The organism is Mycolicibacterium confluentis (genome assembly GCF_010729895.1).
Classification (GTDB): domain Bacteria; phylum Actinomycetota; class Actinomycetes; order Mycobacteriales; family Mycobacteriaceae; genus Mycobacterium; species Mycobacterium confluentis.
The window spans coordinates 5,127,889-5,145,148 of the sequence record NZ_AP022612.1; the positions used below are offsets into that span (position 1 = coordinate 5,127,889).

Genomic DNA, 17,260 nt, shown 5'->3' on the forward strand with positions numbered 1-17,260 from the left:
TCCGTCAGGCTCTCGACCGTGTCGAGCCGCCGTTGCACGAGATCACTTGGCCGACCACAGACTCCAGGTCGAAGTCGGACAGCAGTTCGACCGCGGCCGCGGCTTCGTCGGGAGACCCGATGCGGCCCAAGGGGATCGAAGCTGCATACCGCTGTTGCATCACGGCGAGGTCGACACCCGCGGCATCAGCATCGATCAGAAGTTGCGGGGTGTCGGTGACTCCGGGAGCCACCGCATTGACGATGATGTGCTCCGGTGCCAGTTCCCGGCCCAGCGTCTTCACCAGCGAGATCAGCCCCGATTTGGCCGCGGCGTAGGCCGTGGCCTCGGGCCAGCCCGTGACACCCCATTCACTGGAGATCACCACGATGCGACCGGCGCCCAGCGCCCGCATGTACGGCAGCACCGCCTGCACCAGAAAGAACGTGCCGCCGAGGTTGGTGTCGACGACCTTCCACCAGTCGTCGTCCGCGTGATCCAGAAGGGGTGCCATGGTCATGTAGGCGTGGTTGGCCACCAGGATGTCGAAGCGGCCCGCGGACTGCGCGACATGGGCTGCGATTCGCGCACATTCGTCGGCGTCGGACACATCTCCGGCAACGGCCAGTCCGCCGATCTCCGCTGCCAGCGCCGCCAGTTGTGGGCTGTCGCGGATGTCGTTGACGGCCACCGTGGCACCGGCGGCCGCGAGGCGACGAGCATGCGCGGCACCCATCCCCTGGGCGGCGCCGCTGACCAGAGCGACTCGGCCCTGCAGGTTCGTGCTCATATCACTGCTCCGGAGTTCACGTTGACCACGTCGCCGACGCTGGACGTCGCATCGCAGACCAGATATTCGACGCACCGAGCCACCTCGTGCGGAGCGGTCAACCGCCGCAGCGGCAACGTGTCGAGGTATTCCGCTGCGCGCCAAGGTGAATCGTCGGCCAGCAGTGGAGTGTCCGTGGGCCCCGGCGCCACCGCGTTGATCCGCACACCGTGAGGAGCCACCTCGGCAGCCAGGCTGCGGACGACCCCGAGGATCGCACCCTTGGCCGCCGCGTAGTGCGCGTCACCGTCGCCCCCGCCGACGGCCAGTTCACTGGCCACCGCGACCAGGGCGCCGCGGTGCTCAATCAGGTCCGGCAGCGTCGCCCGAGCGACATTCACCAGACCACCGAGGTGCACCCGCAGCATCCGCTGCCACGCCTGCACGCTGATGTCCGTCACCGGGGCCATCTCGTAGTGGCCCGCCGACGTCACCACCGCGTGCACGGGCCCGAGCTTCCCCCGAATCTCGGCCACCGCGGATGCCACAGCCGCGCCGTCCGAAACATCCACGGCCACAGTGTGTTCAGCCTGTGGTACCGCGCCGACGAGGTCCAGGCAGCCCACGGCGAAACCACGTCCGGTCAAAGCGGTGACGACGGCGGCTCCGATGCCGCTCGCTCCACCGGTGACCAGCGCGACGGGTTTCTCACTCACGGTTGATCGGCCAATTCGTCACGGGCCTCGGCGTCGTCGACCACCGCGGTGCCCGTGATCCGTGAGCGCACCGAGGCGAAGAGCACTGCGCCGATCGCACCCAGCGCCACGACGCCGATCCACACCGACCAGTCCAACCAGCGCTGCTCAAAAGCCACCCGCGGCCAGGCGATGTTGAGGAACTGCAGCGCAGCCCACACCACGGCGACGACCGCCACCGGCAGCGTCACACGGCCCAGGGAGAAGTTGCCGGGGCGCCATCCGCGACGCAGCAGCACCGCCAGGAATCCGACGAGCGGGAACAGGAAAGCGAGGTAGAAGCCGCCCGCGGTGAAGTTGACCATCAGCGAGTAGATGTCGCCTGCGACGATGCTCAGCAGGAACAGGCCGGCGCCGACCACCGTGGTGACCAGGATGGCGACCGTCGGGATACGGGCCGCACCGCGCAGACGGACCAACGTGTCCGCCGCGGGCAGCGCGCCGTCGCGGGCGTAGGCCCAGATGACGCGGGAGGCCGAGGTCTGCAGGGCCAGGAAGCTGGCCAGGAAGCCGATGACGAACAGCACCTGCACGGGTTTGGCGATGCCCGCACCCAGCGTGGCGGTCAGGGTGTCGTACACCGGGTCGCTCACCGCGCCCTCGGCAACGGCGTCGAGGTCGGGGATCGCCAGGATGATCGCCAGGCTGGAGTAGGCCACGACCAGCGCGATGAAGCCCAGCGAGAACAGCACGGCCTTCGGCAGTTGCCTGCGAGGTTCGTGGACCTCTTCGGCGATCGATCCGGCGCTCTCAAAGCCCACGAAGGACCAACCGATGAACGCCACCGCGAGCATGAACGGGCCGGTCAGATAGGCCAGGAAGTCGACGTCGGGCCCACCGCCCTCGAACAGCACCGACAGCGAGTTCTGCCGATGGAAGAGCAGCAGCCAGGTGCCCAGCACCACCGAACCGATGACCTCGGCGATGATGCTGCCGATCATGAACATCTTCAATGCTCCCCGACCGACGAGGTTGACCGCGGTGCCGGCCAGGAGGATCACCAGCGCGATCAGCGCCAGCGTCCCACCCGAGGGCTCTTCCAACCCGACGATGTTGGCGATGAAGCCCGCCGAACCGAGCGCCACGGTCGCCATCGCGATCACCAGCGTCCACATGTAGACCCAGCCCGCGAACCACCCGTACGTCGTCCCGAGCAGGCGACGGGACCACTGGTAGATCGAGCCCTCCAAGGGCCAGCGCGACACCAGGGTCGCGAACACCAGCGCCACCAGGAACTGCCCGCCGAACACCAGCAGGAAGCCCCACCAGAAGCTGGGGCCCGCGGCGGACAGCGCGAGGCCGAAGATGCCGTAGAGCGCCACGATCGGCGAGATGAAGGCGAAGGCGAACGCGAAGGCCGACCATAACGAGAATTCCCGGCGCAGCACCTGAGGCTGCTCGTCGGACCCGACCGATGTCGACATGTGTTGCTCCCACTGTTCGGTGCGTTGTTGGCAGGAACTATCACGCGAGGTCAGCGCATATGCCAGCCGGAATGCTGAACACGCATCCATCGCACCGGCGCAGATCCTCGCATTGGAGGATTGCACAACGTTACCGTCCCCTTATGTGACGTTGGCGTTACGCTCGGACAATGGTTTCGCCGTTGCAGAGGGGGACGGATTCGGCCGCGCCCACACTGCGCGACCTGCTCGACGCCCCTGGGGTGGGGCTGGTGGCGCCCGCGGGCCCGGCGCAGGATCTGGACCGGACGATCAGCTGGGCGCACACCACCGAACTGCGGGATCCATCGCGCTATCTGCGTGGCGGCGAGTTGGTGTGCACCGTCGGGATCAGCCTGCAGTCGCCCGAGGACTGTCTGACGTTCGCCGATTCATTGGCCAAGTCCAACGCTGCGGGCATCTGCTTCGGTGTCGGAGACGGCCATGATGTGGTTCCCTCGGCACTGCTCGCGCAGTGTCGGGTGCACGGCCTTCCCGTGCTCGTCGCGTCACCGGATGTGCCGTTCAGTCGGGTCAGCCGGTTTGTCGCGGAGTACGGCCTCGACGTCGAGATCGCGGTGGCACGCGCGACCAATGCTCTTGTGCCCGAACTTCTCTCTTCGCTGCGGCGGCATGAATCCACTCGCGAGCTGCTGGACACCGCAGGCCGGATGCTGGAGTGCTCCTTCGTCCTGACCCCGGCCGGCGCCCACGACGGCGGGGAGGCGATGGCCTCGGTCGAGGTGCCCGGGGTGGGCACGCTGGGGTGGATCGGACTCGGGGAGCGTCCAGAACCAGGCCTTCTCGACCTGATCGCGCGATTCGTTCGCGCGACCCAGGGGCAGCAGGACGTCGAGGCCGCCCTGACCCGAGAACGGGTCGGCCAGCTGCTGTCCCTGGTGGAGCGGCGCATGTTGCTGCCCGATGCGCTCGGGCAACTGTTGGCGTGGCCGGGGTTCACCGCGGAGACGCTCATCTGCTCGGCGTGGCCGGCCGGTGCGGGCGCCCTGCTGTCCATGGCGTTCCCCGAGGCGCTCGTCGGAGACGCCCCGGACCTGTGTCTGATGCTGAGCACCGACCTCTTGGAGGTGGTCGACGACCTGTCCCTGCCGTCGGGACACTCAGCGCCGGTGCCTCTGATCGAGGTCGGTTCGGCGATCGGCCAGGCTCGCATCGCGTTGGATCTGGCGCAGCGCCGTGGCCACCGCGTCGGCCCGGGACAGTTGAGCAGTCTGGACAGCCTCCTCGAGCAACTGCCGCTGGCCCAGTTGGCCCCGTTCCGTCAGCAGTTGATCGATCCGCTGGCGCAGATGGACCGAAGGCGCGGCACTCAGCACGTGCGCACTCTGCGGACCTTCCTGGCCGCGGACGGGTCGCTGAGCGAGACCGCCCGCCAGTTGTACCTGCACATCAACACTGTGCGACACCGGCTGGGCCGGATACACGAACTCACCGGCAGGGATCCGTTCAAGCACGCGGACCAGGCGGCGTTCGCCATCGGACTGCACACCGCGCGCCGCGAAGACCGGACCTGACTCGGGTCAGATCCGGTTGACGGCGAATGCCGCGCCCTGCCCGACCATGCCGTTCATCGGGTACAGCGCGTGGGCCAGCGACGGCCCGCCGACCGGGACCGTTTCACAGACCGAGTCGCCGGGGGCACATAGGCTCAGCGTCTTATCGGCGAACAGGGGACCGATCTCCAGCGCGGGGACGTCGTAGTGCTGCAGGAACGCCCCCGACGGCTGGCCGAACAGGACCACCGCCGCCACGTGAGCGGCCAGGTCAGCGGTCAACGGCGCCGGGACGAGCGCGGCCGGAACACCCGCCGGGACCGCCGCCGAGGTGACGAATCCGGTGAGCGCCGCGCCCTGCGAGTAACCGCCCAGGATCAGTTTGGTGTCCGGGCAGGTCGTGGCCATGAACTGGACGCGGTCGCGCTCGTCGCGAATCCCGTCAACCACGGTGCGGGCGATCTCCATGCGGTCGTTGAAGTTGCCGCTGGCGGCGTAGTTCACGGGGTAGACCGCCACATTCTTTCCGCCGGCCTGGGCGCGGACGGAGTCGACGAATGCCTGCCCCACTCCGCCGACGCCCGGGGGTTCGGCCGTGCCGCGGGCGAACACCACCTCGGCGTCCGGGCAGGGTTCGGCGGAGGCGGCCGGACCGCCCGCGCCCACCAGCAGGCCACCTGCCGCGATCACCACCGCGCCCATTGCCTGCAGAATCCTCCGACTGCGCATGGCCATCTCCTCCCCGTCCGGCTCACGTGCTTTCCAGGTACCCCCGGGCGCGGCGGGCCGAAACGATGAAAAGTCAGTCGAGGCCGCGGGCGACCAGTGCCTCGGCGAAACCGTCGGCGCTCCGCAGCGCGGAGACCACCACGGGCGCGACGGCCGTCCTCGGCGAGAACCGCAGACCCCGCGCCCGGCGCGCCTCGTCGACCTGACGCACGGTCTCGACCATCAATGGGATCGACCGCAGCGCCAGGGCCAACGCCAACGCCACGCGGTCGACCGGCAGGCCGACCCTGCCCAGTGGCCGCATACCCGCGGTCAGGGCGGCCAGCATGTCGGTGGTGCGCGTGCTCATCGTGACAACCATCGCCAAAAGCACTGACAGCAGCAGGATTCCGCACACCACCAGCGCGCGGCGCCAGTCGGTGAGCAGGACCTGGAAGGCGAAGATGAAGACCACGACCCACAGCACCGGCCGCAGTTGCGCGAACACGGCGCGAGCACTGAAACGGGCGAGCACCACGATCACGGCCACGCCCGCAGCCGCGACAACGAGTCGTGCCGGCGAGTCGACCAAGACGGACATCCCCACGATCAGCGCGCCGAGTGCCAGCAGTTTGAGACCGGCCGGCAGGCGGTGCAGGACCGACGTGCCCGGTTGATACAGCCCCAGCGTCGTCATGTCATCGACTCCCGGTAGGCGGACAGGGCCACCGCGGGCACATCGTCGGCGCGGACCCGCCCGTCGTCCAGGACGATCACGCGGTCGAAATCGTCGACCAACTCCAGGTCGTGTGTGACCACGATGAGCTGCACGTCGAGCGTCGCGAAGGCGTCACGCATCATTCGGGCGTTGCGCAGGTCGAGCAGCGTCGTCGGTTCGTCGGCGACCACGATGCGCGGTTCGGTGACCAGGACGGCGGCCAGTGCGAGCAACTGCTTCTGACCACCCGACAGCAGATGCGCCGGATGGTCAGCGTGACCTGCCAGCCCGAACCGTTCGAGCACCTGCCGGACGCGGTCGGCGCGCTCCTGCCGGCTCAGAGACTGCCGCGACAGCGACAGTTCGATGTCCTCGGCGACGGTCGGCATGAGGATCTGCCGGTCGGGGTCGGTGAAGACGAAGCCGACCTCGCGGCGAACCTTCCGCGCGGATCTCCGGGTGTCAAGCTCGCCGACCCGCACCGTGCCGCTGTCGGGGACGACGAGGGCGTTGATCATCCGGGCCAGCGTCGACTTGCCGCCCCCGTTGGGGCCGACCACACCGATGCGCCGTTCGGCCAGGGTGAGTGAAAGATCCCGCAGCACAGCGCGTTCGCCGTAGGCGTGGGACACCCGGTCGAAGACGATGCCACGGCCGGGGTCAGGCATCGGGGACACCGGCGCGGCGCTTCCGCCACGGCGCGATCAGACCCGGGCGGGCGCGGTGTACCTGGGCGGCGACCGCCGCGGTGACGACCGCCTTGGCCACGTCGCCGGGCAGGTAGATGCCGTTGGTCGACAACGCGGCCCACCATGACAGGTCGGTGCGCAGCATCAGGCCCGCCGTTCCGAACGCGTAGATCACCGCCATGCCGCCGACGACGTTGATCACGATTCCCCACAACACCCGGTATCGCGGCATCATCACGGCGGTGAGGGCGCCGATCACGATGACGGCGGGCAGCCATCCCACGAAGAATCCCGCCGTCGGCGACGCCAGCGCGACCAGTCCGGACCGCGCGCCGGCGAGGATCGGCAGACCGGCGATCGCCAGGATCGCGAACAACCCCACCGCGAGTGCGCCCTTGCGGGGGCCGAGAATCGATCCGGCGAGCATCACGCCGAGGGTCTGCAGGGTGATCGGCACGCCGCTGGGGCCGATCGTGAACGTGCCCGGCAGGCCGAGGGCGGCGATCAGGGCGGCGAAGACGGCGGCCTGGGTCATATCCCCGGGGGTCACGGTCAGCCTCGACCGTCCGGTCTGCTCAGCCGACGCCACGTCGACCATTATCGCCCCCGCGATTTGTGGAGTTTCACCGGCGGTGCGCGCCGGTGACGCCCCACAAGTCGCATCTCGACACGATCACGGGTCGGTACCCATCGCGCATCACAGATCACAGTGATCGCTTCAGTCACTAGCGTCACATCAGCCTACTGCCGACGTCATCGCCGCGTCCTGTTCCGAGAGGTGGTGACATGTCGCCGCGCCTGCGCACCACCCCGATGTCGACAGCATCGGCCTTCGCCATCTGCATCTGCGTCGCCGCCGGCGTTGCCCCTCCCGCGCACGCCGAACCCTGCGAGGGCGCCTCCGCCGCGGCGCAGCCACTGCCGAACCAGGCGGTCCAGATCCCCAGCCCGTCGCGGCTCGCACCGTTCAACCGCCCTATCGGCCACAAACCCGTCGGCGCCAACGACCAGGCCCCCCTGCCCCGTCTCGGCCAACTGCCGCTGGCGATCCTCAAGGCGCTGATCCCGCAGTCGGCCCAGGTCGAGAAGCAGGCCGCGGTCGCGCCCGTGCCCAACCCGGGCGCCAACCAGCAGGCCCAACCGGTTCCGGCCCAGGCGCCGGTTCAGGCGGCCCCCGCGCCCGCGGCAGCGCCCGTGCCCGCCGCACCCCCGGGCACGTCGATAGTCGGCTGGGTCACCGGCCCGGACAGCCCCAACGAGACCATCAAACGGTTCGCCATCACCGGCACTGACCTCGGAATCATGTGGGACAACGGTGATCCCGCCAACCGTCAGGTCCTGATGGCCTTCGGAGACACCAACGGCTACTGCGGCATCCCGGGCAAGCAGTGGCGGTACAACGTCCTGTTCCGCAGCCAGGACGGCGCGCTCGCCAAGACCGTCGCCGTGCCGGACGGTGTCGTGGCCAACCCGTACTCCGGTTCGCCCGTCTGGCGTCCCGGGATCTCCAAGCAGATCGTCAACACCATCGGCCGAGCCCCACAGGAGACCGGCATCATTCCCACCGCGGGTGTCGCGGTCGGCAGAAACCAGTTCATGAACTTCATGTCGATCCGGAATTGGGACAGCCCCGGTTCGTGGTCGACGAACTTCTCGGCCATCGCGGTGTCCTCGGACAACGGGGAGAACTGGGGCGTCTACCCGGGCACAATCCGCCCGCCGGGCGGCGGCAACGAGAACTTCCAGATGGGCGCGTTCCTCAAGCCCGGTCCCGGCGACCCCTACCTGTACTCCTTCGGAACCCCGAACGGACGTGGCGGTTCGGCGTACATCGCCCGCGTACCACCGAATTTCGTGCCCGACCTCACCAAGTACGAGTACTGGAACGCAGGCAGCAACTCATGGGTGCCGAGCAATCCCGCGGCCGCGACACCGGTGATCCCAGGACCGGTCGGCGAGATGTCCGCCCAGTACAACACGCACCTCAAGCAGTACCTGGCGCTGTACGGGAACGGGCACAACGACGTCGTCATGCGGACCGCGCCCGCGCCGCAGGGGCCCTGGAGTCCCGAGATGCTGCTGGTGCCGTCATCGCAGATCCCGGGCGGCATCTACGCGCCGTACCTGCATCCGTGGTCGACGGGCAGGGAGTTGTACTACAACCTGTCCCTGTGGTCGGCGTACAACGTCATGCTGATGCGCACCGTGTTGCCGTGACCTGCGGAGTCTCACCTGCGGTGAGCGCCGGTGACACTCCGCAGGTCACAGGGCTCAGCCCTGCTTGGTGATGTCGAAGTCGTCCGGCAGGAGGTTGTCGGTGATGCCCGCGACATCCACGCTCTTGGGCAGCTCCCCGGCCTCGAAGAACGCGTCCGCGAGCGCCTGCTCGGCAGCGACGTCTTCAGAGGTGACCGGCCCGACGGCGAACGGGTAGGCCTCGACCGTCGCGCGCGCGTCCTCGATGGGAACCCCGGTCTCCTTGGCGATGGCCTTGGCGTACTCCTCGGGGTTCTTCTGCGCCCAGTCGAACAGCTTCGAGATCCGGGTCAGGACATCCGCCAATGCAGCCCGCCGCTTCGGATCGTTGAGCGACTTGTCGGTGGCCACGTAGTAGTTGTTGACCTGATCGATCGGCGGGAGACCCTTCGCGATGATGCGTGCCCCATCACGAACTGCGATGGCCGACTGCGGATTCCAGATGGACCAGGCGTCCACCTTGCCGTTCTTGAACGCCGCCGCGCCCGCCGCAGGATCCAGGAAGACGAACTCGACGTCCTGAGGCGTCAGGCCGACGCTCTTGACCGCCAAGAGCGCCAGACCGTGAGCCGAGCTTCCCTGCGGGATGGCGAGCTTCTTGCCCTTGAGGTCCGAGAGGGTCTGGATGGCCGAGTCCTTCGGCACGATGATGTTCTCGGCCGCCCTGGTGGGGTCGGCGCCGTGTTGCGTGGCAACGATTTTGAAGCCGTACTGCGTGGCTGCCCCGCTGATCGGGGGCACCGTACCGACATAGCCCAGATCGATCTCGCCGGTCGCGGCAGCCTGCACCAGCGGAGGCCCGAAGTCGAAGCGGGCGAACTTCACCTTGTACGGCGCGTTGTCGAAGACACCGGTGACCTTCGCCAGCTCCTCGCTGCCGTCGCCACCGTTGTCGCCGAGGGTGAAGGTGTACTCGCTCCACTCCGGGTGGTCTTCCGTGGATGCGCCGGCGAAGGTGCTCAGCGGGCCTGCGGAGGACGTGTCCGCTGAGTCGCACGCCGGAAGTACCGTGGCCGCGGTGAGCATGCCGACAACGCCAAGTGCTCTGAAATGCCTGTTGAACATGGGGTCTCCTGGAGTTCTTTGAGAGGGGCTCGGGCCCGAGTCAGGACACGACTGCACTCGGGCGCAACCGTGATCACCAGTGCTGGGCCCGTTGAGCGCGCGAGAAGGCTACTCAGACAGAACGGTTGGCGGACAACAACTATCGCCGCGGGTACTCATGGCCACCATCATGCGGCACAGACGTTCAGCGCGGGAGGGATGAAATCGACGCGATTCCTATCCGCGCGAGCTGTGGAGCGTCAGCGGCGCTCAGCGCCGGTTCCACAGGTCACTGGGAGCGGGCCCAGGCACTTCCCTGTTCTCGGTCGAGCACCGTGATGCCCTTGTTCTTCAACCCGAAGATGTACACCAGCAGGCTCACCCCGATGATCACCGTGACGTAGACGATGAACAGCATGGTGTGGTCGGGCTTGGACGCCTGGTACAGCATCGGTGCGGTGCCGCCGAACACCGAGTTGGCCAGCGCGTAGCCCAATCCCACTCCGAGCGCGCGGATCTCGGCGGGGAACAGCTCGGCCTTCACGATCGCGTTTACCGAGGTGTAGCCAGTGAGGATGACGTAGCCGACCGCCAGCAGCGCCAACGCCGTGAGCGCCGACGTCGCCTTGGGCAGGTAGGTGAGCAGGACGTAGGTGTAGAGCACACCGCCGATGCCGAAGAACACCAGCAGCACCTTCCGACCCACCCGGTCACTGAGCAGACCACCGAGCGGTTGCAGGAGCATCAGGAAGATCAGGCCCGCCAGGTTGACCCACGTCGCGGTCATCGCTCCGTCGGACCCGAAGGTCGACTTCACGATCGCGGGGGCATTGACGCTGTAGGTGTAGAACGCGACGGTCCCGCCCGCGGTGATGAGGAAGACCAGCAGCAGCGGCCGCCAATGGATGCCGAACAGGGTCTTCAGCGACCCGGCGTTGCGGTCGGCACCCGACCGGATGGCCTCGAGGTGTGATTCGCTCAGCGACTCATCCATCGAGCGGCGAATCCACAGCACCACCAGCGCCGCGATGCCACCGATGAAGAACCCTATCCGCCAACCCCATTCGTGCAGCGCGTCGTTATCGAGGAAGTGCAATGCGATCAGCAGAGTGAACTGTGCGAGAACATGGCCGCCGACGAGCGTGACGTATTGGAACGACGAGAGGAACCCACGCCGGTTGGCGGTGGCCGCCTCCGACATGTACGTCGCTGACGTGCCGTACTCTCCGCCGGTGGCGAAACCCTGTACGAGACGGGCAATCACGAGAATCACCGCGGCCCACCACCCGATGGTGTCGCGCGTGGGCATGATCGCCACGATGAACGAGCACATCGACATGACGGTGATCGACACCATCAGCGCGGACTTTCGGCCACGCCGGTCGGCGAAGCGCCCGAAGAACCAGGAGCCGACGGGGCGCATGATGAACGTCACGGCGAAGATCGCGTAGATGTAGAACGTGGAGTTGGTGTCGGCCTTATCGAAGAACTGTGCCTCGAAGTAGCTGGCGAACACCGTGTAGACGTAGACGTCGTACCACTCGACGAGGTTGCCCGCCGACCCCTTCATGGTGTTGAGCACCGCACGGCGGGTGCTCGTCGGGGCGTGCGTGGGGGCCGGAGCCGTGTCGGTCATTTAGCGAAGGTAACGGATCCAGAGCGCTCAGTCGTCGCCAGCCGCGACCAAGGACTCCAACTGCACCTTGGGGTTGTCCCGCTGGAACCCCTCAAGGCGCCACTTCGTGGAGAACACCGCGAGGATGACGCCGTCGGTTCGGGTGAACACTTCGCAGGACGGCTGTCGCTGCAGGAACTCCACGTCCGCCGGATCGACGACGGCGCGGGCCACCTGATACGGAAGCGGCTCCAACTGGATCGGTGCGCTGAGTTCTGCGGCCATCCGATGACTGGCCACTTCGAACTGCATCGGCCCGACGGCCGCGAACACCGGTGCCTGCTCACCGCGGCGATCCGAGCGCAGAACCTGGACGACGCCCTCCTGCTCAAGCTGCGCGATGCCCTTGCGGAACTGCTTGTGCTTGCTGGGGTCGGTGCCGCGCGCCACGGCGAAATGCTCGGGCGAGAAGCTCGGAATGGGCGGGTACTGCACGGGAATGTCGCGGTAGAGCGTGTCGCCCGGGCGCAGCGCGGCCGCGTTGGCCAGGCCGATGACATCCCCGGGCCAGGCCGTGTCCAGGGTCGAGCGCTGCTGGCCGAACACCGACTGTGCGTACTTCGTGACGAATGGCTTTCCGGTGGCGGCGTGGGTCAGGACCTCGCCACGTTCGAACGTGCCCGAGCACACCCGGGCGTAGGCGATGCGGTCGCGGTGGTTGGAGTCCATGCCGGCCTGGACTTTGAACACGAACGCGCTGAACGGGGCGGACGCCTCGCGCCGGTTGCCGTCGACGTCGAGTTGTCCGTTCGGCGACGGCGCAAGCTGGGCCAGCACGTCCAGCAACTGGTTGACGCCGAAGTTCAGCGCCGCGGAGGTGAACAGGACCGGCGTGGAGGTGCAGTTGAAGAAGGTCTCCGCATCGAAGTCGGCGCCGTCGGCGCTGAGCAGTTCGGACTCCTCGACGGCGGTGTCCCAGTCGATGCCCGCGGCCTCGTGCGCCCGCGAGGGGTCGATGTGCTCCTCGGGTGCGGCGGTCGCGCCGCCCGCGGTGCGGGTGAACCGGATGAAATTTCCGGCGCGCCGGTCAAGGACGCCCTTGAAGTCGCCGGCGATGCCGACGGGCCAGGTCAGCGGCGTGGGCCGCAGCCCGATGCGCGCCTGGATCTCGTCCATCAGTTCCAGCGCGTGGCGGCCGGGGCGGTCCCATTTGTTGACCACGGTGATGATCGGAATCCGGCGCAGACGGCACACTTCGAACAGCTTGAGGGTCTGCGGCTCGAGGCCCTTGGCGGCGTCGATGAGCATCACCGCGGAGTCGACCGCGGTCAGCACGCGGTAGGTGTCCTCGGAGAAGTCGGCGTGGCCTGGGGTGTCGAGCAGGTTGACGATGCAGGTCTCACCGGTGTTGGTCTGGTACGGGAACTGCATCGCTGTCGAGGTGATGGAGATACCGCGCGCCTTCTCCATCTCCATCCAGTCCGACACCGTCGAACGTCGTCCGGCCTTGCCGTGGATGGCACCTGCCTCGGTGATGGCCTTCGCGTGCAGGACCAGGGCCTCGGTCAGCGTGGACTTGCCGGCGTCGGGGTGGCTGATCACGGCGAACGTACGGCGACGTCGCGCTTCTGCGGAAATTCGGTCTGCATGGGGCCCGGCGGCCACTGCGGACACGCCTGGAGCGGTATCGGTCATAGCATCATCGACTGTATTGGCCCAAGCCGCCCATGCGGTAATCGCGGCTGCTCAGGGCCCCGGGAATGTGGCTAAGAGAACTCGATGATCTGCCGCACGGCCGTACCGTCGGCGAGCGCGTCCATGCCGGCGTTGACCTGTTCGAGCGTGATCGTCGACGACACCAGGGACTCCACGGGAAGCCGTCCGTCGCGCCACAGCTCCACGAAACGGGGGATGTCTCGGACGGGGACCGACGATCCCAGATAGCTTCCGATCAGCGAGCGCCCCTCGGCAACCAGGCTCAGCGGTGACAGGCTGATCTGGGCATCGGGTCGCGGGAGGCCGACGGTGATGGTGCGCCCACCGGGTGCCGTCAGGGCGATCGCGGTGTCCAGCGCGGCGGGATGGCCCGCGGCCTCGATGACGACGTCGGCCTCCAGTCGACGATCGGTGGCCTCTTCGGGGGTGTAGGCGTCGGGAACTCCCAGTGCGCGGGCGCGCTCGAGTTTGTCCATCACGGGGTCGACGCCGACCACGTGGACGCCGTCGTGGGCGAGGGCCGTCATCAGCGCGGCCATCCCGACCCCGCCGAGGCCCACGACCGCGACTGTCTGCCCGGGAAGTGGCTGACCCGCGTTGAGCACCGCTCCGCCGCCGGTCAGGACGGCGCACCCCAGCAGCGACGCGACGACCGGCGGAACGTCCGCGTCGACGGGCACCACCGAGCGGCGGTCGACGACGGCGTGGCTGGCGAAGCCCGAGACTCCCAGGTGATGGAAGACAGGCGCACCGTCGCGGCTCAGTCGGATGTCGCCGTCCATCAGGGTGCCCGCTCCGTTGGCGGCGCTTCCGGGCAGGCACGGCGCGCGGCCTCCAGTCGCGCACCCAGCGCACTGTCCGCAGCGCGGCAGGAAGGTCAACACCACCCGCTGGCCCACCGTGAGGTCACAATCACGCCCGACCCGTTCGATGATCCCGGCCGCCTCGTGCCCGAGCAACATCGGCACCGGTCGGACGCGGTTGCCGTCGATCACGGAAAGATCCGAGTGGCACAGCCCGGCTGCCTCGATCCGCACCAACACCTCGTCGGGACCGGGCGGCGCGAGGTCGAGTTCGGCGATTGTCAGCGGTTCGGTGATGCCGTACGGACGTGGCAGGCCGATCTGTTCGAGTACGGCCCCACGGATCTTCATGAGGCCAGCTTGCCTCGACTGCCACACTCGACGCCATGACGAATGACGAACGGTCGCTGCGAAGCGGTGATTTCCCGGTGCACTGGCCGGTGCTGACCCGTTGGACCGACAACGACATGTTCGGTCACCTCAACAACGCGGTGTACTACGAGATGTTCGACACCGCGATCAACGCGTGGATCAACACCGTCACGGGGACCGATCCGGTGACCGCGCCGTGGCTGGGCGTCGTGGCTGAGTCCGGATGCCGGTACTACGCCGAGCTGAAGTTCCCCGATCCGCTGGCCGTGGGGTTGGGCGTCGCACGGTTGGGCCGCAGCAGCGTCACCTACCGGCTCGCGGCGTTCCAGACCCCGCACGATCAGATCGGCGTAGGCGATCATCCGGTCGCGGCCGTCGGCCACTGGGTGCATGTGTACGTCGACCGCACGACCCGTAGGCCGGTGCCGATCCCCGACGAGATCCGGTCGCTGCTCGAAAGTGCGCAGACCCCTGGATGATTCGCCGACGCCGGTCACGCCTTGCGCATGCTGACCGCGAGGTCTTCCATCTCCTCCTCGGTGGGGGCGCGCAGCGGCAGCGGTGCTGCCCCGTCCGGGCGCGGTTCCAACGCGTCGAGGACCAATTCCAGGTAGCGCCGCCACAGTTGGGGCTGACCGGGAGTGTGCATGGTGCTGACCACCATCATGAGCGCACCGATGTCCAGGGGTTCGATGTCGGCGCGGACGGCGCGCTCACGTTTCGCGCGATCCAGCAGGCTCTTCACTGCCGGTTCGATCCGGCGGCGCACCCGGACCAGACGCTCGTCGCGGAATGCGGTGCCGGCGACCAACTCCTGCAGTCCGCGATTGTCGACCTGCATCTCGAGGGCCTTCTCGAGAAACCACCGCAGGCCACTCCACCCGTCAGGCTTCTCCAGGGCCTCGTCAGAAAGGGCGACCAGCGTCTCCACCCGAGACTCGAACAACGCGATGACGAGTTCGGCCCGCTCCGGAAACCGGCGGTACACCGTCCCGACGCCGACACCGGCGCGCCGCGCGATCACGTCGTAGCCGACCTCCAACCCCTCCTCGGCGAACGCCTCGCTCGCGGCGTCCAGGACGCGCTGCCGGTTGCGGGCGGCGTCCCGCCGGAGCGCCTTTCCCTCCTGGTCAGCGGGGGATTCGGAGCGGGGCACGCCGTAAGGATACGAAACCGCGCATGTGTGTCCGTCGCTGCGCGCTGTGTCCAACGCCACGTTTTCCCCCACTCACTGAAATGGAATCCGCTTTCCGGATAGCCTACCCTGAAACGGAATTACTTTTCCGTTTGGGAGATCCCGTGACCACATTGCAGAGAACGCCACCCACCGAGACCCGCTCCCCCGAGTCCGGGCGGCATCGGAGGCCCGCGGCCAGTTCGAGCCGTATCTACGGGGGTGGCTCGCGCTGGCTGATCCTGGGCGTCATCGCGCTGGCCCAGCTGGTCGTGGTGCTGGACGCCACGATCGTGAACATCGCGCTTCCGTCGGCCCAGCAGGATCTCGGCTTCTCCGACGACGCCAGGCAGTGGCTCATCACCGCGTACGCGCTGGCCTTCGGCTCACTGCTGCTGCTGGGCGGCCGACTCGGCGACCTCGTCGGCCGCAAACCGATGTTCCTCATCGGCTTGATCGGGTTCGCGTCCGCCTCCGCCCTCGGCGGCGCGGCAGGCAGCTTCGAGGTGCTCGTCACTGCCCGCGCGCTGCAGGGTGTCTTCGGAGCGATGCTGGCACCGGCAGCACTGTCCCTTCTGACCGTCACCTTCACGGAAAAGGACGAGCGGGCGAAGGCCTTCGGCGTCTTCGGGGCCATCTCCGGAGGTGGCGGCGCGATCGGCCTGATCCTCGGCGGCGCGTTGACCGAGTACCTGTCCTGGCGGTGGTGCCTGTACGTGAATGCTCCGCTGGCGCTGGCCGCCGTCGTGGGCACGATTGTCCTGATCCCGTCGTTGGCCAAGTCCGCCACGCGGGCACGCATCGACCTGCCCGGTTCGCTGGTCATCGTCGGCGGCCTGGTCGCGCTGGTGTACGGCCTCGGCAACGCCGAATCCGAGGGCTGGACCAGTATGACCACGCTGACGTGCATCACGCTGGGCATCGCACTGATCGGCATCTTCCTGCTCATCGAGCGCGACGTCGCCAATCCTCTTCTGCCACTGCGGATCCTCGCCGACCGGACGAGGGGCGGCGCCTACGCCGCGCTGGCGGTCTGCGGGGCGGGAATGTTCGCGGTGCTGCTGTTCCTCACCTTCTACATGTCGACGATCAAGCAGTTCAGCCCGCTGCAGACCGGTTTCGCCTTCCTGCCGATGATCGCCGCCCTGGCCGTGACGGCCACCGCGCTTGCCAAGGTGACCGCGCTGGTCGGGCCGAAGCTCTCGGTGTTCACGGGCATGCTGTTCGCGGCCGGCGGCCTGATGTTGTTCACGCTGCTGGACTTCGACAGCTCCTACCTGACGCACGTGGTGCCGGGCCTGGTGATCACCGGCATCGGGTTGGGCCTCGTGATGGCCCCGGCGATGGCGGCCGCCACCTCCGGAGTGCAGGCCGACGATGCCGGGGTCGCCTCAGCGGCCGTCAGCACCTTCCAACAGATTGGCGGGTCGATCGGCACCGCGGTCCTCAGCGCTCTGGCCGCGGCAGCGGCGTCGGACTACCTGCAGGGCAGGGCGCCGAATCCCGCCAACCAGGCGATGGCCGCGATGGAGAGCTACACCACGACGTTCTTTTGGGGCGCAGCGATATTCGCCGCTGGCGCAGTGGTCTGCGGGCTCCTGTTCCCGCCCGGACCCGTGCAGGCGGATCCTGAGGCCGAACCGGTCATGGCGCACTGACGCGACCCCCAGCACCGTGCCGCGGCTGGCCGACCCGCCGCGGTGCGG

At 67.9% G+C, this 17,260-nt stretch carries 16 protein-coding genes; 4 read left to right on the forward strand and 12 right to left on the reverse strand.

What is annotated here, in order from left to right; translation table 11 throughout:
- Positions 1–4 precede the first annotated feature (4 nt).
- From G6N34_RS24245 to G6N34_RS24255, 3 genes are read right to left on the reverse strand one after another with little or no spacing between them, the layout of a single operon-like run.
- Positions 5–769, reverse strand: a complete 765-nt coding sequence (locus tag G6N34_RS24245; protein WP_085152052.1) for an SDR family NAD(P)-dependent oxidoreductase — start codon at positions 767–769, stop codon at positions 5–7.
- Positions 766–1,464 (reverse strand): SDR family NAD(P)-dependent oxidoreductase, encoded by a 699-nt coding sequence (locus G6N34_RS24250; protein ID WP_085152053.1) that lies wholly within the window; start codon positions 1,462–1,464, stop codon positions 766–768. The genes G6N34_RS24245 and G6N34_RS24250 overlap by 4 nt, the downstream gene beginning before the upstream one ends.
- The gene (locus G6N34_RS24255; protein ID WP_085152054.1) at positions 1,461–2,927 is read right to left on the reverse strand and encodes an APC family permease; all 1,467 of its coding nucleotides are present in this window, start codon (positions 2,925–2,927) and stop codon (positions 1,461–1,463) included. The genes G6N34_RS24250 and G6N34_RS24255 overlap by 4 nt, the downstream gene beginning before the upstream one ends.
- A gap of 170 nt (positions 2,928–3,097) precedes the next feature.
- Between G6N34_RS24255 and G6N34_RS24260 the strand changes: the two genes are divergently transcribed.
- Positions 3,098–4,480 (forward strand): PucR family transcriptional regulator, encoded by a 1,383-nt coding sequence (locus G6N34_RS24260; protein ID WP_179965800.1) that lies wholly within the window; start codon positions 3,098–3,100, stop codon positions 4,478–4,480.
- A gap of 6 nt (positions 4,481–4,486) precedes the next feature.
- Here G6N34_RS24260 and G6N34_RS24265 read toward each other — a convergent pair whose 3' ends face one another.
- The 4 genes from G6N34_RS24265 to G6N34_RS24280 all read right to left on the reverse strand — a co-directional run bounded on the left by G6N34_RS24265 (position 4,487) and on the right by G6N34_RS24280 (position 7,172).
- A complete protein-coding gene (locus tag G6N34_RS24265) occupies positions 4,487–5,188 on the reverse strand; it encodes a cutinase family protein (RefSeq protein WP_109788499.1) in 702 nt (233 codons plus the stop codon).
- A gap of 73 nt (positions 5,189–5,261) precedes the next feature.
- Entirely contained in the window at positions 5,262–5,864 is a 603-nt protein-coding gene (locus G6N34_RS24270; RefSeq protein ID WP_085152056.1) for an energy-coupling factor transporter transmembrane component T family protein, read from the reverse strand.
- Positions 5,861–6,553 (reverse strand): energy-coupling factor ABC transporter ATP-binding protein, encoded by a 693-nt coding sequence (locus G6N34_RS24275; RefSeq protein WP_085152221.1) that lies wholly within the window; start codon positions 6,551–6,553, stop codon positions 5,861–5,863. The genes G6N34_RS24270 and G6N34_RS24275 overlap by 4 nt, the downstream gene beginning before the upstream one ends.
- Entirely contained in the window at positions 6,546–7,172 is a 627-nt protein-coding gene (locus G6N34_RS24280; protein ID WP_085152057.1) for a biotin transporter BioY, read from the reverse strand. Before G6N34_RS24280 ends, G6N34_RS24275 begins: the two co-directional genes overlap by 8 nt.
- Before the next feature lie 188 nt (positions 7,173–7,360).
- On the opposite strand from G6N34_RS24280, the gene G6N34_RS24285 reads away from it, so the two are divergent.
- On the forward strand, positions 7,361–8,791 hold the full coding sequence (locus tag G6N34_RS24285; RefSeq protein ID WP_085152058.1) for a glycoside hydrolase family 183 protein: 1,431 nt from the start codon (positions 7,361–7,363) through the stop codon (positions 8,789–8,791).
- 54 nt (positions 8,792–8,845) lie between these two features.
- On the opposite strand, the gene G6N34_RS24290 is transcribed toward G6N34_RS24285, so the two are convergent.
- The 4 genes from G6N34_RS24290 to G6N34_RS24305 form a co-directional block, all read right to left on the reverse strand.
- Positions 8,846–9,895 (reverse strand): aliphatic sulfonate ABC transporter substrate-binding protein, encoded by a 1,050-nt coding sequence (locus G6N34_RS24290; protein WP_085152059.1) that lies wholly within the window; start codon positions 9,893–9,895, stop codon positions 8,846–8,848.
- A gap of 268 nt (positions 9,896–10,163) precedes the next feature.
- Entirely contained in the window at positions 10,164–11,510 is a 1,347-nt protein-coding gene (locus tag G6N34_RS24295; protein ID WP_085152060.1) for an MFS transporter, read from the reverse strand.
- Between the two features lie 27 nt (positions 11,511–11,537).
- On the reverse strand, positions 11,538–13,184 hold the full coding sequence (locus tag G6N34_RS24300) for a peptide chain release factor 3 (RefSeq protein ID WP_085152061.1): 1,647 nt from the start codon (positions 13,182–13,184) through the stop codon (positions 11,538–11,540).
- Positions 13,185–13,255: 71 nt separating this feature from the next.
- The gene (locus G6N34_RS24305; RefSeq protein WP_085152062.1) at positions 13,256–14,359 is read right to left on the reverse strand and encodes an alcohol dehydrogenase catalytic domain-containing protein; all 1,104 of its coding nucleotides are present in this window, start codon (positions 14,357–14,359) and stop codon (positions 13,256–13,258) included.
- A 35-nt stretch (positions 14,360–14,394) separates the two neighbouring features.
- Here G6N34_RS24305 and G6N34_RS24310 point away from each other — a divergent pair, with 35 nt between their 5' ends.
- The gene (locus G6N34_RS24310) at positions 14,395–14,859 is read left to right on the forward strand and encodes an acyl-CoA thioesterase (protein ID WP_085152063.1); all 465 of its coding nucleotides are present in this window, start codon (positions 14,395–14,397) and stop codon (positions 14,857–14,859) included.
- A gap of 14 nt (positions 14,860–14,873) precedes the next feature.
- Here the strand turns inward: G6N34_RS24310 and G6N34_RS24315 are convergent, their stop codons facing one another.
- Positions 14,874–15,536 (reverse strand): TetR/AcrR family transcriptional regulator, encoded by a 663-nt coding sequence (locus G6N34_RS24315; protein WP_163645494.1) that lies wholly within the window; start codon positions 15,534–15,536, stop codon positions 14,874–14,876.
- Between the two features lie 143 nt (positions 15,537–15,679).
- On the opposite strand from G6N34_RS24315, the gene G6N34_RS24320 reads away from it, so the two are divergent.
- On the forward strand, positions 15,680–17,212 hold the full coding sequence (locus G6N34_RS24320; RefSeq protein ID WP_109788488.1) for an MFS transporter: 1,533 nt from the start codon (positions 15,680–15,682) through the stop codon (positions 17,210–17,212).
- The last annotated feature ends 48 nt before the right edge of the window (positions 17,213–17,260 follow it).